Genomic DNA, 15124 nt, shown 5'->3' with positions numbered 1-15124 from the left:
GCGAGGACGGATTGTCGGCGGGTTCGGAAGCTGTGGAAAGGACTAGGCTGGGGATGTGTTCGGATGCCTGCCACGCGCGGCTGTCGCGCCGCGTACCTGTACGACACGGAGATGCCGACCGTGAGCACCGTCGACAAGTTCGCCGTGGTCGCCATCGCATCCTCTGCCGGGGGGATCGGCGCGCTGATGCGCGTGCTCGGTCAACTCCCCGCCACCCTGCCGGTTCCCGTTCTGATCGTCCAGCACCTGGATCCACGGCACAAGACCGTGATCGCCGAATTGCTCGCGCGGCGAACGAAACTGAGAGTCAAGCTCGCCGAGGCGGGTGAGAAGATCGGGCCGGGGACCGTGTACATCGCGCCGCCGAACTACCATCTGCTGGTCGAAGCGCACGGGGTGTTGTCCCTGTCCAGCAGCGAACTCGTACACTTCGTGCGGCCGTCCGCGGATCTGCTGTTCGAATCGGTGGCGGGTGCGTACGGGCCGACAGCCATCGCGTGTGTGCTCACCGGTACCGGTCGCGACGGTGCGATGGGCGTGAGTGCGGTGAAGTCTCGTGGCGGCACGGTGATCGTGCAGGATCCGGACGATGCGGAGTTCAACGGCATGCCTGTGGCGGCGGTGGCGACCGGTGCTGCGGATCTGGTGCTGCCGTTGGACGAGATCGCGGGCGTCATCCAGAGTTTGGTGGAGGCCGAGGTGGAGGATGAGTGACGGAGTCGAACGAGGAGACGGTGACGGAATCGAGTCAGGACACAGGTGCGACGGACGCGGAGCTCGAGGATCTGCTGCTGTTCATTCGCGATTCGCGTGGGTTCGACTTCACCGGTTATAAGCGCTCATCGCTGACCAGGCGGATCCGCAAGCGCATGCACGAGGTGGGGATCGCCCACTACGTCGCGTATCGGGACCTCTTGGAGAGCAACGCCGAAGAGTTCCGGCATCTCTTCAACACCATCCTGATCAATGTGACCGGATTCTTCCGTGATCCGGAGGCCTGGCAGTACCTGGAGCGCGACGTCCTGCCCGAGCTCATCAAGGGTACCGATCCGCGCAACGAGATCCGGATCTGGAGCGCGGGCTGTTCCAGCGGTGAGGAAACGTACTCGCTGGCCATCGCGTTCGCCGAGAAGCTCGGCATCGAGCAGGCCACGCAACGTATCAAGATCTACGGCACCGACGTCGACGAGGAGGCGCTGCGCGAGGCCCGTGCGGGTGTCTACTCGGCCAAGGCGCTGGAACCGCTGTCGCGCGAGCTGCGCGACAAGTATTTCGAGCCGATCGGCGACAAATTCGCCTTCCGATCCGACCTGCGGCGGCGGGTCATCTTCGGTCGTCACGACATCACCCGGGACGCTCCGATCTCCAACCTGGATCTGATGGTGTGCCGAAACACCCTGATGTACTTCAATGTCGAAGCGCAATCGCATATCTTGGACCGCTTCTCCTTCGCGGTGCGCGAGGGCGGATTCCTGTTCCTCGGCAAGGCCGAACTGCTGGTCTCGGACAGTCAGCGGTTCGAAGTCGCCAATATGCGCCAGCGCATGTTCCGGCGCCGGACCGGACGGACCGGGCGGCCGTATCTGTCCGCGCAACCCCGGCTCGAAATCGGTCTGGGGCAGGAGTTTCAGGGGCTGGTCAAGAAGCGTCAGCTCGGTGATCTGGCGCTGGAGACGGCGCCGTTCGGGATCCTGGGCATCGACGCCGAAGGCATTGTGACCATCGTCAACAATCAGATGCGCATCGAATTCGGGATGGCGTCCCATGATGTCGGCAGGCCGCTGAGTGATCTGGAGATCTCCTACCGGCCGGTCGAGTTGCGGTCACTGATCGAGAAGACCGTCGCGGAGCACCGCAGTCTCCGGGTCAACTCGGTGGAGCGGCGGAACGGCGCCGGTGAGGTGCAGTACTTCGAGGTGCACATTCAACCGCTGTGGGCGGCGGACGGAGCGAGCGTAGGTGTCGCGGTCAACTTCGTCGATACCACTGTCGCCACGCGGTTGTCGTCGGAGGTCAAGACCAAACGTGAGGAGTTGGAGACCGCATACGAGGAGTTGCAGTCCACCAACGAGGAGCTCGAGACCACCAACGAAGAACTCCAGTCCAGCATCGAGGAGCTCGAGACCACCAACGAGGAGTTGCAGTCCACCAACGAGGAGCTCGAGACCACCAACGAAGAACTCCAGTCGGGCAACGAGGAGCTCGAGACCATGAACGAGGAGATGCGCATCCGCACCGACGAACTCGACGAGGTCAGGACGTTTCTGGAGGGCGTGCTGTCGAGCATCGCGTCCGGGGTGGTGGTGCTCGACGGGGAACTGCGCGTGCGGAGCTGGAATCGAGGGGCCGAGGAGCTGTGGGGTCTGCGCGGCGACGAGGTCCAGAACCAGGCCTTCTTCACCTTGGAGTTCGGGCTGCCGACCGAGCGTCTGCACGAAAACCTGCAACGGTGTATGAAGACGGGCCGCCGGTTCGGTCCGGTGGCCATTCCGGCGATCAATCGGATCGGGCGGTCCATCAACTGCGCGGTGACCTGCTCGCCGCTCGATGGTAGCCATGACGGCGTCGTGCTGCTGATGGAGGAATCCCCCTCGACCGTCGAAGGCGTACAGCCTGATTGACCCCGACGGTGGAGGCCGCGGCGTATTCTTTTGAGGTGCCGCAGAATCCGGACATTCGCGCCGAGGTAGAGCGTGAATGGCAGGAGTACAGCGCCGAGCGAGAACGCGCCGCGCGGTCCGCGGCGATTGCCGCGAAATATGAAGTGCAGGAGCTGCATCCACCCGTGAGTATGCAGCCGTTCCGGCAGCGTATGGCGGAACTGCACCGTCGCATCGAGGCCCGCCACCTGGCATGCGCCCGTCTGCATCGGCTGCACGCCCGGCGTCTCGAGCGGTGGTCCGCCGAGGGCAGGTCCACACACCGCCCGGTCTTCATGGCCGCGGTCGCTCAGCAGTTGGGCGTGGACAGTGCCGTGATCACCCTGTTCGGCCCCGATGGACAAGAGTTGCTGGTGGCCGCGTCGGACAGCACGGCCAGGGCCGCGCACGACCTGGAAATGACGTTGGGGGAGGGGCCCGCCCGAGATGTGCTGGACGGTAACGAATTCGTCGTCGTCACCGCTCCCGGTCTGCTCGAACGCTGGCCGAGATTCGGTCCGGCCGTCAGCGAGCTCGGTGTTCGTGCCGTCATCGCGGTTCCGCTACCGTCCGTGAGTCTGATCGGCTCGATGTGCGTCTACGCCAATCGAACCGAACTGCGTGCGGCGCTCGCTCCGGCGACCGGTCGCATTGCCGACGCACTCGCCAACGCCATGTTGCTGGCCCCGGACCGCACCGATCCCGATGGCATGTCGCTGCGCGGAGCGCTGTTCGAGGATGCCGACTACCTCTCCGCCGTGCACCAGGCCGCCGGAAGGGTGGCGGTGCAGTGCGAATGCGATACCGGTGCGGCGCTCGCATTGCTGCGCGCGCGGGCGTTCGCCGAGGGGACGACGATCCAGGACATCGCCCGCCGGGTGCTCGAGGATGGATACAACCTACGTTGACAGCCACGGTGCCGCCGCGGCATTGACGGCGGTTTCGGAGCACACTCGTGCTGGGCGTCGGGGCGCGAAATGGCCGGGCCCGGGAACAGAAAATCGGGGGTTGCTGCACCACGGACCCGGCCACTATCGGGCTCGGCAGGTTCACCGGGTGACAATGTGCTCCAGATCGGGCTGTGCACGCACCACTGCCGAGGCTGGCGGCCAATTCACCGCCGTCTCAGGCATCACCCCTTCCCGCGAGTTCGGATAACAACCGAACCGCCGGGGTCTGGGGCGGCGCATGTTTTCGGCCCCACGATCTGTTACGACCGAGCGCAAGGGCGCGAGCTATACATGAGCATATCGCCAATGGCGCCGTGGATGACGTAAAACAATTGCGGGGCAAGCGGTCTCATTGAGGCGGTCTCATTGGGTAGGGCTTCGGGGTCCTAGAGTGTCATGGCGGAGCGGAAGCGTGCTCGGTACGTGGAGGGCGTAATGCCCATGGCGGGCAGGGAATGATCGGCGGCGGGGTCGGCGTGCGGGATCGGCGAGCGCTGTGACGGCGTCCAATAGTTCGACCGGGGCGGGCACCCGCGGCCGGACTTCAAACGCCGCGTCCGGGCCGCGTTCACCGAGGGCATCGCGGACCGTCCGGCCACCACCTTCGGCGATGTCAAAGCCGATGTGCTCGAACACTTCTCACCGGGCTTCCGGCGCACCGACTTCGTGGAGGTGATCGAGAACTCGGCGTGGGCGGAGTAGCGGCTCACTCGGAGAGCGGGTCAGCTGACGCGCGGCTCGATCCAGAGCGCCTCGGCGAGCGCGCACAGCTCGCCGCCGGGGGTCGAAAGCGCCACGCCGACAGTGTGTTTACGACCCTCGCGGCTGATCGGCCAGGCGTGCGAGATGTAATCCTCGCCCGCGTACATCGGGCTCAGTTGGGTGGCGGTGAGGGCGGCGGTGAAGGCGCCCCGGGCCATATCGGAGTGGATGAAGGCCGCCAGACCGCCGGGGCAATCCAGGGCCGACCAGACGGATTCGGTTGTGAGTTCCCCATTTTCGGCGGCCAGGCCCGGATCGGGGGTCCAGGCGGCGGTCATCATGCGTTGTCCCGGGCGGGTCCAGGAGAACAGGCGGATGCCGCGGCCCGGGGCGCAGGCCGTTCCGCAGCCGTAACAGGAGGTGATCGCGCGTCCTGGGGAGGACAGTGCCGTCTCGGTGGCGGCCTGCGCCTCCGACCAGGAGGGCGCGGGTGGGGCGGCCAGGGTCAGCACCGACGGGGCGGCCTCGACCAGCAGGGTGCCGTCGGGGGCGGACAGGGCGGCGTGGCCGTTATCGCCGGACAGCACCACCGGGGTGGATACCGCGATGGGACGGCGGAAGTCGATGCGGACGGTGCTCGCGGCACTGCGGTCCGCGAGCATGCCCGCGACAAAGCCGCCGAAGGCCAGCTCCGGGTAGCCCTGAATATGGTCGGGAATGGTGAGCGTATCCAGCGGAATCGTCATGCTGTCGAAGCCCTCCCGAATGCGTTGTCGATCAACACCTCGACGATAACGCCGGTCCCCGGGCGCGAGCACCCGGGTCCCACGGTGAGAAGTTCCACAGTGGCCGGCGATTGCGGATCAGCCGAACGCCGAGCCGCCACCGTTGACATTCAGCTTCTGGCCGCTGAGATACTCCGCCTGCGCGGAGACCAGGAAGCGCACGGTATTGGCGATATCGTCCGGGCGGCAGACGCGGCCGAAGGGTGAGCTCTCATCGAGTGTGCGGATATCGTCCGTACCGGTGAGGGCCTTGACCAGGCGACGGCCCATCTCGGTGTCGACCAGACCGGGCGCGACCACATTCACTCGAATGCCGTGCTGCTGCTCCTCTTTGGCGAGCGTGAACGCCAGCGCCTCCAGCGCGGCCTTGGCCATGGTGTACGGCGCACCACCGGGCGCGTACCCGGTGGAGGCGACGCTGGAGATCATGATGATGTCCCCGCGCGGGCGAGATCGCATGGAGGGCAACACCAGTCGCGATACATGGTGTGCGCCCAGCGCGTGCGTGGACATGACGCGCAGCAGTTCGGCGGGGTCGGTGTCGGCGACATATCTTCCGCGACTGGCGATTCCGGCATTGTTGACCAGCAGGTCGATATAGCCGAATTCGTCGATGATCTGATCGACCATATGCTCGTCGTCCTCGACCGAATCCACACTGGCCCGGACGGCAATCGCACGACGGCCCAATTCCTGGACGGCGGAGACGGTTTCGGCGGCGGCCTCGGCATCGGAGCGGTAGTTGATCGCCACATCCGCGCCGTCCTGCGCCAAGGCCAGGGCGATGGCACGGCCGATACCACGCCCGCTACCGGTGACCAGCGCCACGCGTCCTTCGAGATTCGTCATGACAGTGGTTGTACCCCACGCTGGGCCAGCAGCAGGGTCATGATTCCCGCCTCCTGGGACTGCTCGGTGATCATGGCGCGCGCCGACTCCTTCACCGCGCCGGATTTCACCAGCTTGTCGGCGGCCTGTGCCATGGCCACGCCGCCGCGGTGATGGCGCAGCATGAGCTGCAGGAAGTAGGTCTCCGCATCGGCGCCCTTGTCCGCGGAGAGGGCGTCCAGCTCCTGCATGGTGGCCATACCGGGCATGGTCGTAGTGCCGGTCATGGCCGAATGATCATGTCCGGCGGGCATATCGGTGGCGGGCATCCACGCCATGGGATGCGGATTGGTCGGCGAGGCATTGGCCAGGCGCAGCCAGCCGAGCAGGGTGCCGATCTCCAGGCGCTGGGTATCGGAGATCTGCTGCGCCAGTTGCCGAATGGTCGGATCGACGCCGGTGTCCAAGCGCTGCACCATGATCAGGGCCTGCTGATGATGCGCCAGCATGTCCTGGGCGAAGCCGATCTCGGTCGGATTCAGCACCGCCGGCTCGGACTGGTTGTCCGGAACGACGATCGGGCGCAACAACATCCCCGCCACACACAGCAGGACGGCCAGTACCGCGACCGCGGCGCCGCGCACCCAGCGGTTGGCCGTCACGAACCCACCACCGAGTGCTGGTCGGCGGGCGGGGTGTAGACGTCGTCGGCGAGCTGCAACACCATGAAACCGTTGTCATTGCACGTGGCCCACAGCTGATTTCCATGCCACTCCGGCGGGGAGAAGCACCAGTCGGTGGAGAGATCGCCGAAGGCCACCATCCCGGTGCGTGCCGAAAGCGCCTGTGTCGGATCGAATTTGCCCTCCAGCATGGCGCGCGCCGCCGACGGGAACTCCATGACAGGTAGGCCGATGATCGAGGCCAGGGCGTGTGGGGAGTTCCACAGCTCCAGATTGCGGCCCTTGCGTGCGGGTGGGTTGAAGTACGCGATCTCCTTGGCGTGGAAGGGATCCCGCACATCGAAGACGCGGATGCCCGACTCCTCCCAACCGCAGGCCAGCGCCGTCGGATTGTTCGGGCGGTCGGCGGCGCAGTAGTGCACGTCATAGGAGAAGACCGAGCCGCCCATGGCCGAGGCCATGGCCGCATCCTGGTTCTCCGGGAGGTTGATCTCCAGTTTGATCTTGGCCGCGACCTTCGGATTCGTGTCATCGGAGATATCGATGAGCTTCACCCCGCCGGCACCGCCCTCATCCGCGGTGAACAGGTACGGCTGACCGTCATAGGTGACCGGAATACTGTGCTGAGTCGCCCAGCCGTCCGTCCAGAACACCCGGCCGAGGTGGTTGACCTGCGGGTTGGGGTCGCGGCGCTGCACCGCGCTGATATCGAGGGTGGTGAATCCGCCCAGTGCGGACAGGTACATGCGATTACCGTCCGGGCTGATTCCGAAGCCATGCGCCTCGATACCGGTCAGGCCCTGCCAGATGACATGCGGATTGGTCGGATCGGTGAGGTCGACCGCGCTCACGAAACCGGGTGCGATACCCGAGGCCCAGTAGGTGCGCCCGTCGGGGGAGAAGCCACCCTCATGCGTCGTGATCGGCAGCGGCATCATCAGATTCGTGCCACTGCCCGGATTCAGCAGGCGCGGATGCGCGCAATCGGAGATGTCGTAGACCGACAGGAAGCCCGCGCCGATGCCGACCGGAACACCGGTGCCCACCAGCAGTTTTCGCTCGGCATTGACCTTGAGCGACTCCCAGGTGCCCGCCAGCATGGCGGGTTCGGTCAGGCTGGCGGTCTCTACCGGATTCGCCGGATCCGACACATCCAGCACATGCACGCCCTGGGCGGGTCCGAGAATATTGCCCGGGAACATCGAGCCGGTGTACGAGCAGTGGTCGAAAGTGGTGGAGGTGATTCCGGCGCCCTTGCCGACATATCCGCCCAGGAACGACATATTGCAGCGGTAGCCCTGGGTACTGCGACCGCTGTCGCGGTCGGCGGCCGGAACATCGCCCTGCATACCGGATTCCGGCAGCGAATCGGGTCCGCAGTTCGCGCGCGGCACCGAGGTGCGCCCCACATCGAAGAACTGCTGAACCGCGTTGGTGAGATCGTCCGTCAGATCCGCGGACGCTCCGCCGACCGGCAGCATGGCCGCACAGATCAGCGTCGTCGCGAAAAGACCTGCGGGCCTTGACCGTCGCATTCCCGAGAACCGCCCCATCGCGGTGCCCCCATTCCCTCAAGAGCTGCTGGCGTGACCCGAGGCACAGCACAGCCCCGAATGTGGTCACGGTTACGTCTCGGAACCGTAACCCATAAACTGACCGCTCGGTAGGGTCCGACACGAAATGGCGAGTCCGGCTGAACGGCCCCCGAACAGCGGTTATAACCGGCTACCCACCCACCGCATAAGGATCATCCGGACCGGACTCGACATACTTCGCCCACGTCTGCACGCCATCGGTGTGCTCTGGGCAAGTGTTGTACCCGGCCCGGAAGCCCCTGGCGATGCGTCCGGGCAGCGGCAGCGGGACAACCCGCCGCGGCCGCGGCTGTACGGCCCGCCAGGTATCGATGAGCTGTCCGAGCGTCAGCACCTCGGGCCCGCCGAAGTCCGGTGCCATCCCCACCGGCGGCCCCGCCGCCAACTCGGCCGCCCGCGCGGCGACATCGGCGGCGGCGACCGGTTGAAACCGAAACTCCAACGGCAACGGCGCGATCGGGAGCCGCCCCGCGGTATGCAGTACCGAGGCGATCAACTCGTGGAACTGGGTGGCCCGCAAAATCGTATGTGGCACACCACTATCGACAATCCGCCGCTCACACTCGAGCTTGTTCCGGTAGTACCGGAACGGAATTCGATCGATTCCCACGATCGATACGTAGACGAGGTTCCCGACCCCGGCCGCCGCGGCCGCGCGAACCACCGTATCGGTCTGCGCCACATCGGTGCTGCCGACCTTGCGGGCATTCGAGGCCGCGTGCACAACCCCATCCACCCCCGCCATGGCCTGCGCCACCCCCGCTCCCGTCTCGAGATCTCCGGTATGCGTGCCGGCCCCCGCCCGCCGCGAAAGCACCCGCGTCTCATGCCCCTGCTCTCCCAGCCGCTCGACGATGATCCGCCCCAACACCCCGGTCCCGCCGGTCACAAGAAACGTCCCCATGAACAACACTTACTCCCCGCCATTCCCGTCCGGCAAATCGCGAGGCGCGTCAGACGCCGGGGGTGACGAGGCCGGATTCGTAGGCCAGGACAACCAATTGGGTGCGGTCTCGGGCGGAGAGTTTGGTGAGCAGGCGGCCTATGTGGGTTTTCACGGTCGCGACGCTGACGTGCAGGGTGAGGGCGATTTCGGCGTTGGTGTGACCGGCGGCGACCTGGATGAGGACTTCGCGTTCGCGATCGGTGAGCGGGGCGAGGGTGTCCGGGAGCGGGGTGGGGGCCGGTGGGCGGCGGGCGAATTCGGTGATCATGCGGCGGGTGACGCTGGGGGTCAGCAGGGCCTCGCCGGCGGCCACCACCCGGATGGCGTGCAGGAGTTGTTCGGGCGGTGAGTCTTTGAGGAGGAAGCCGCTGGCACCGCTGCGGAGAGCCTGGAAGACGTGTTCGTCCTGGTCGAAGGTTGTCACTATCAGGACGCGCGCCTGATCCGCCGCGTCGGCGGCGATATGCCGCATGGCCTCCAGGCCGTCCATGATGGGCATGCGGATATCCATCAGGACCACGTCGGGGCGCAGGCGGCGGGTGAGTTGGACCGCTTCGGTGCCATTGCCCGCCTCACCGACCACCGTGAGATCGGGCGCGGAATCGACCAGAACCCGGAATCCCGCGCGCACCAGGGCTTCGTCATCGGCGATCAGGACTCGGATCGGGGCGGCGGTGATTTCAGGCATGGTCGGCATTATCGAGGGGGAAGGCGGCGCTCACCGTGAAGCCGCCGTCCGGGCGTGTACCGGCCTCGAAGTGGCCGCCGAACAGGGACACCCGCTCCCGCATGCCGATCAGGCCGAGGCCGGATCCGGTGCCGACCGGCGACTCCGCGGGATGCGCGGCTGGACCGCTGTCGGTGATGACAAGCGCCAATTCACCTGGGGTGTACCGAATCTCGACGGTGGCGTGGGTGGCGCGCGCATGTTTGACGATATTGGTGAGCGCCTCCTGCGCGATGCGGTACACGGTGGACTGCAGGAGCGGCGGATAGTCGGCGGGTTCGCCCATCACCCGATAGTCGACGCTCGGGCCGTCCCGGCGTAGCGCGTCGACCAGGTCGGTGATCTCGGCGAGCCCCGGCTCATCCGCTCCGGCGTACTGTCCGGGTTCGCGCAACTGCGCCAGCACCTGTCGCAACTCGGTCAGGCCGGAGCGGCTGGCCTTCTCGATCGCGCTCAGTGCGCGGCGGGCCTCATCGGGTTGTTCGTCCAGCAGCAGGCGAGCGACCCCGGCACGGACGGCGACCATGCTCAAGGTGTGCGAGATCAGATCGTGGACATCGCGCGATACCCGCAAACGCTCCTCGGCGCGGATCCGCTGCTCCGTGTCGATGGCCCGAAGCTGTTGCTGGGCAACGATATCGCGGCGATATTCGCGGCGGGTTCGGAGCGCGTCGCCGATCAGCCAGGCGGGGGCCGCGATCAGCAGCTGGACGAAATCCTGGTCCTGCTCGGGATACTGATGAAACGCGATCGGCGCGGAAACCGCGATCGCGATCAGCGCGACTCCGGTGACCAGCAGCGATTCCCGGCGCGAGCGACGGTCTGCGAGGGTGAGCACCGCGACGCCCAGGGCCGGGCCGGTATTGCTCACCCACGGGGTGAAGCGAACGCCCGCCACCGCGGCCAGGAACAGCACCGCCGCTACCGCGAACACGACCGCGACCGGCCATTTCCGGCGGACGATCAGGGGTGCGACGGCGGCCGCGCCGAACAGTGCGATAGCGCGATCGGAACCGATGCCGGTGCCGAGCACCAGTACCGGCAGCGTGAACACCACGAAACAGGCTGCGGCGATGGCGATATCGATCCCATCGGGCGTGCCACGCTCCGGTCGCCCGGCCGGGATGAGCCGCTGATGCCACGGAGCGGACAGCACGCTCCGTTCCGCGGCCGGGGAAGTGATCGCCATGCCGTCGACGGTAACCGGCGCGCGGTGGCGGCGGCATCGTCCCCGAGACGTCATCCGCGAGTCGGAGCCGTCACCGGAATCGGCCGCAGGTCGCGTGCCGATTCCGGGCCGCGGGAGGACGACAAGGCCCGGGGCGAACGACGACCGTGCAGGTATGAACACCTATCGCACCGAGCCCGCCCGCACCGGGAAGTCCGGCCGCGCGCGGCTGTCACGGCCGTCGGTCGTCATCGCCGTGATTTCCCTTGTCGCCGGAGTCATCTCCGGTGGTGTGGCCTATCTCGGCAGATCCCCGCGGCGCCAGGAGTACGTCGAGGGGACGGCCGCGATCTGGCAGCATATGGTGGTGTTCGGGCTGGCGGCCCTGGTGGCCGTCGTCGTGGTGCGTCGCACGCATGACAATCCGATGCGCCTGCTGCTGCGGCCGCTGGGAAGCGCCGCCGCTCGACGGCTCGGGCACACCGTGCGTTCGGTGCCGCGGCATCCGACGGCACTGCTGCGCCTGGTGCTCGCGCTGGTCCCGCTGGGAATGCTGGTCTTCCTCCCCTTCCGCTGCGGAGTGCAGATCCTGGGCGGACTGGATCCCAACTTCACCGTGAACGCCTGGGGCGGGCCGACGTATCTCGGCGCCATGCTCTTTCACTACCTCGACGCCGTGCTGCTGGTCGCGGCCGCGGCCGGTCTGCTGAACCTGCTGCTACTGCGAGATGAGAATTGATCCGGCTGTCAGCCCGCGAGCAGTGAGCGACAGGCGGCGGTGAGGCGGTCGCGCAACTGCTCCGCGCGAGTTGCGATATCGGCTTGCGCTCGGACGTATTCCGCACGGCCCGAGGGTGTTTCGATGCGAATCGGTTCGTAGGCGTACTCGGAGAGATCGTACGGACTCGCGCGCATATCGAGTTCACGTGCGGCGCACGCCAATTCGAAGCTGTCGAAGAGCAAGTCGGAGTCGATGAGCGGGGTGAGTTTGAAACCCCACTTGTAGATGTCCATATTCGCGTGTAGGCAGCCCGGCTGTTCGCGATGCTCCTGATCGGCCCGCGTCAACGGCTCGATATTGAGCGGGACCGCTTCGGGTGTGAAGAAGCGGAAGGCGTCATAGTGGGTGCAGCGCAGCTGCATTGATTCGACGACCGCATCGGTGCCCGCCGACCCCAGGCGCAGCGGGACCTGCTGGTGACGGACCTCGTCCGTGCGGTAGACCATGGCCCACTCGTGGAGGCCGAAGCAGGACAGCTGTGCGGGCCGGGCGGCTGTCGCCTCCAGTAGGCGGGTGACGAATTCGATGGTGTCGTGGCGCTTTTCGAGGAAGGCCGGATCCGCGGTGACGGTCTCGGTGTTCGGGAGTTGGTGGTAGCCGCGAGCCCCCACGTACTCGGGGGCCTGCGCCAGTGCTACCCCGAACCCGGGGTGCCAGCGCTTGAGCTGGGCGGGCTTGTGGCCGTAATAGGTGAACAGGAAATCGATTACGGGGTGTTTGGTGCCCACCGCCCGCTGGGCCAGGTACGGGCCGACGAGGGCGTCGACCCTGTCTCGATGCGCGGCGGCTCGCGCCCGCCAATCGGCGGGCGCGAGCACTGAAACATCCTGTCGCACAATCACTCCGCGATGCGGTGGGTGGCGTCGCGGACGGTGCCGACGAACTCCTCCACCAGATCCTCGAGCGCGACGATGCCGACGGTATTGCCGCGACTGTCCACCACCCGGCCCAGATGGGAGTTGGTGCGGCGCAGGCGGGCCAGGGCCTCGAAGAGGGTGGCTCCCGCGCTGACCGTGGGCAGCGGGCGGATATCGGTGCGGGGGATGGGCGTCGAGGGCCCGGCCTTGTCATCGGCCACCAGGTCCAGCACATCCTTGACGTGCAGGTAGCCGACCAGCGATCCGTCCGCGGCCCGCACCGGATAGCGGGAGAATCCCGTTTCGGTGACGGCGTTCTCGATATCGCCGAGGGTGGTGCCCTCACCGCGCAATGGCACCGACCGGGTCTTGACCAGCGGCACCATCACATCGGAGACAATGCTGTCGCTGGAGCCCAGCGCCTGGGTGAGGCGGCGATGCTCCTCCTCGTCCAGCAGCCCCTCCGAATGCGATTCACCGAACATCTCCGCCAACTCCACCGACGACACGGTGGAGTCCAGCTCATCCTTGGGTTCGATCCGCAGCGCCCGCAGCGACAGATTCGCCGCCAGGTTGTAGATCGAGATGAGCGGTTTGGCCAGCCGCAACCACATCAGATGCAGCGGAACCAGCAGCAGCGCACTGCGTTCCGGCCCGGCGAGGGCGATATTCTTCGGAATCATCTCGCCGAGCAGGATGTGCAGCACCACCACGATGGCCAGCGCCACCGCGAACGAGATCGGGTGCAACAGCGAATCCGGCATGCCGATCAGGTCGAAGACGCCCGAAAGCAGATGCGCCACAGCGGGTTCACCGACCCGGCCCAGCAGGATCGAGCAGATGGTGATGCCCAGCTGTGCGGCCGCCAGCATCATCGACAGGTTCTGCGCCGCCTCGATCACGGTATTGGCACTGCGCTTGCCCTGTGCGGCAAGCGCTTCGAGCCGGTCGCGGCGGGCGGAGATCAAGGCGAACTCCGCGCCGACGAAGAACGCGTTACCCAGCAGCAGACCCAAAGCCAGCAGTACCGCTGTCCAATCACCCATGGTTCAGCTCCCACTCCGCCAGGCCCTCGGCGTCGACGGGGCGCAGTAGCACCCGGTCGATCCGGCGGCCGTCCATCCGCTCCACCTTGGCGATCCAGCCGCCACCGGTATGCGGATCCATGGTGTGGTTGTTTCCGGGTTCGGGCAGCAGCACCTCATCGCCGGTGACCGGAATCCGGCCCAGTTGGGTCAGCACCAGACCGCCGAGGGTTTCGTATTCGCCCTCGGGCGCGTCGTAACCCGTTGTGCGCGAGACCTCGTCGATGCGCAGCAGACCGGAGCAGTCCCAGCCGTTGGAGGTGCGGCGCACATCGAGCTCCTCCTCGTCATGCTCATCGCGGACATCGCCGAGGATCTCCTCGATCAGGTCCTCCATGGTGACGATGCCCGCGGTGCCGCCGTATTCGTCGACGACCAGGGCCACCTGCATGCCGTCGGCGCGCACGCGCTCCAGGACCTCGTCACCGTCCAGGCTCGCGGGCACTATGGGCACGGGCTGGCAGATGGACTTGAGCCGGATAGTGCGGCGCTGGGTCGCCGGATGGGTGAACGCCTGCTTCACATGGACGACGCCGAGCGTGTTGTCCAGATCCCCGTCGATCACCGGGAAGCGCGAATAGCCGGTGCGACTTGCCGTTTCGATGAGATCGGCGATGGTGCAGTCCTGATCCAGCGATTCGATCTTCACGCGCGGGGTCATCAACTCCTCAGCGCTGCGCTCACCGAACTGCAGTGAGCGATCCACCACCTGTGCGGTGCGCTGATCCAGCGCGCCGTGCAGGGCCGAGGTGCGCACCAGCGAACCCAACTCCTGCGGTGAACGCGCCGAACGCAACTCCTCGGCCGGTTCGACCCCGAGCCGGCGCACGGCCCAGTTGGCCGTGCCGTTCAGGAAATTGATCAACCAGCGGAACGCGGTCGAGAACCACATCATGGGTCCCGCGGTCCAGCGTGCGGTCGCCAGCGGTGCGGCGATGGCGATATTCTTCGGCACCAGCTCGCCGTAGATCATGGACAGCGAGGTGGCCAGGATCAGCGCCAGCGCCAGCGAAATGCCGTGCGAGGCGCCCGAATCCAGGCCGAGGGCGTCGAAGAGGGGCTCCAGCAGTCGCGCCAGCACCGGTTCGGCGATATAACCGGTGATCAGCGTGGTGATGGTGATGCCCAACTGGGCCCCGGAGAGTTGGAACGACAGCGTGCGATGCGCTTTGCGCACCTGCCGGGCGCGGCGATCGCCCTCGCGGGCGTGCGCCTCCACGGTGCTGCGTTCCAGGGCGGTGAGTGAGAATTCCGCGGCGACGAACAATGCCGTACCGGCGGTCAGTGCGATGAAACCGATCAGGCTGAGAACGGTGAGCAGGGCTGACACGGTCAGCACCACCCGGCCGTCTGGGTGGCTGAGAGAGCGATGGCGCCG

The 15124-nt window shown here is 66.5% G+C and carries 14 protein-coding genes and 1 pseudogene; 5 read left to right on the top strand and 10 right to left on the bottom strand.

Annotated features, from left to right (window positions below):
- Positions 1-63 precede the first annotated feature (63 nt).
- The 4 genes and pseudogenes from OHB26_RS33335 to OHB26_RS33320 form a co-directional block, all read left to right on the top strand.
- Complete coding sequence (locus OHB26_RS33335; protein ID WP_330181222.1) at positions 64-714, top strand: chemotaxis protein CheB; 651 nt, start codon at positions 64-66, stop codon at positions 712-714.
- Positions 711-2621, top strand: coding sequence for a CheR family methyltransferase (locus OHB26_RS33330; protein ID WP_330181221.1), 1911 nt, complete (start codon positions 711-713; stop codon positions 2619-2621). Before OHB26_RS33335 ends, OHB26_RS33330 begins: the two co-directional genes overlap by 4 nt.
- A 35-nt stretch (positions 2622-2656) precedes the next feature.
- A complete protein-coding gene (locus tag OHB26_RS33325) occupies positions 2657-3547 on the top strand; it encodes a GAF domain-containing protein (RefSeq protein ID WP_330181220.1) in 891 nt (296 codons plus the stop codon).
- A 570-nt stretch (positions 3548-4117) separates the two neighbouring features.
- A pseudogene (locus OHB26_RS33320) lies at positions 4118-4291 on the top strand (diguanylate cyclase); the annotation flags it as partial.
- Between the two features lie 20 nt (positions 4292-4311).
- Here OHB26_RS33320 and OHB26_RS33315 read toward each other — a convergent pair.
- From OHB26_RS33315 to OHB26_RS33285, 7 genes are all read right to left on the bottom strand, one after another.
- Positions 4312-5037, bottom strand: a complete 726-nt coding sequence (locus OHB26_RS33315; RefSeq protein ID WP_330181219.1) for a PaaI family thioesterase — start codon at positions 5035-5037, stop codon at positions 4312-4314.
- Positions 5038-5154: 117 nt separating this feature from the next.
- Entirely contained in the window at positions 5155-5925 is a 771-nt protein-coding gene (locus OHB26_RS33310; RefSeq protein ID WP_330181218.1) for an SDR family NAD(P)-dependent oxidoreductase, read from the bottom strand.
- Positions 5922-6566 (bottom strand): DUF305 domain-containing protein, encoded by a 645-nt coding sequence (locus OHB26_RS33305; RefSeq protein WP_330181217.1) that lies wholly within the window; start codon positions 6564-6566, stop codon positions 5922-5924. Before OHB26_RS33305 ends, OHB26_RS33310 begins: the two co-directional genes overlap by 4 nt.
- Positions 6563-8122, bottom strand: coding sequence for an LVIVD repeat-containing protein (locus OHB26_RS33300; RefSeq protein ID WP_330181216.1), 1560 nt, complete (start codon positions 8120-8122; stop codon positions 6563-6565). The genes OHB26_RS33305 and OHB26_RS33300 overlap by 4 nt, the downstream gene beginning before the upstream one ends.
- 190 nt (positions 8123-8312) lie before the next feature.
- Positions 8313-9086: an SDR family oxidoreductase gene (locus OHB26_RS33295; protein WP_330181215.1), complete on the bottom strand. Its 774-nt coding sequence runs from the start codon at positions 9084-9086 to the stop codon at positions 8313-8315.
- Positions 9087-9135: 49 nt separating this feature from the next.
- Entirely contained in the window at positions 9136-9816 is a 681-nt protein-coding gene (locus tag OHB26_RS33290) for a response regulator transcription factor (RefSeq protein WP_330181214.1), read from the bottom strand.
- Positions 9809-11044 carry a sensor histidine kinase gene (locus OHB26_RS33285; protein WP_330181213.1) on the bottom strand — a complete coding sequence of 412 codons (1236 nt, stop codon included), beginning with the start codon at positions 11042-11044 and terminating at the stop codon, positions 9809-9811. The genes OHB26_RS33290 and OHB26_RS33285 overlap by 8 nt, the downstream gene beginning before the upstream one ends.
- A 154-nt stretch (positions 11045-11198) precedes the next feature.
- Between OHB26_RS33285 and OHB26_RS33280 the strand changes: the two genes are divergently transcribed.
- Positions 11199-11762, top strand: coding sequence for a hypothetical protein (locus OHB26_RS33280; RefSeq protein ID WP_330181212.1), 564 nt, complete (start codon positions 11199-11201; stop codon positions 11760-11762).
- 8 nt (positions 11763-11770) lie between these two features.
- Here the strand turns inward: OHB26_RS33280 and OHB26_RS33275 are convergent, their stop codons facing one another.
- From OHB26_RS33275 to OHB26_RS33265, 3 genes are read right to left on the bottom strand one after another with little or no spacing between them, the layout of a single operon-like run.
- Complete coding sequence (locus OHB26_RS33275) at positions 11771-12622, bottom strand: 3-methyladenine DNA glycosylase (RefSeq protein ID WP_330181211.1); 852 nt, start codon at positions 12620-12622, stop codon at positions 11771-11773.
- 20 nt (positions 12623-12642) lie between these two features.
- Positions 12643-13707 (bottom strand): hemolysin family protein, encoded by a 1065-nt coding sequence (locus tag OHB26_RS33270; RefSeq protein WP_330181210.1) that lies wholly within the window; start codon positions 13705-13707, stop codon positions 12643-12645.
- Entirely contained in the window at positions 13700-15076 is a 1377-nt protein-coding gene (locus tag OHB26_RS33265) for a hemolysin family protein (RefSeq protein WP_330181209.1), read from the bottom strand. Before OHB26_RS33265 ends, OHB26_RS33270 begins: the two co-directional genes overlap by 8 nt.
- Between the last annotated feature and the right edge of the window lie 48 nt (positions 15077-15124).

The sequence above is a fragment of the Nocardia sp. NBC_01503 genome (assembly GCF_036327755.1).
In the GTDB taxonomy this organism is placed as follows: domain Bacteria; phylum Actinomycetota; class Actinomycetes; order Mycobacteriales; family Mycobacteriaceae; genus Nocardia.
The sequence above is the reverse complement of the archived record's forward strand: the minus strand, read 5'-3'. Positions and strand labels throughout refer to the sequence as shown.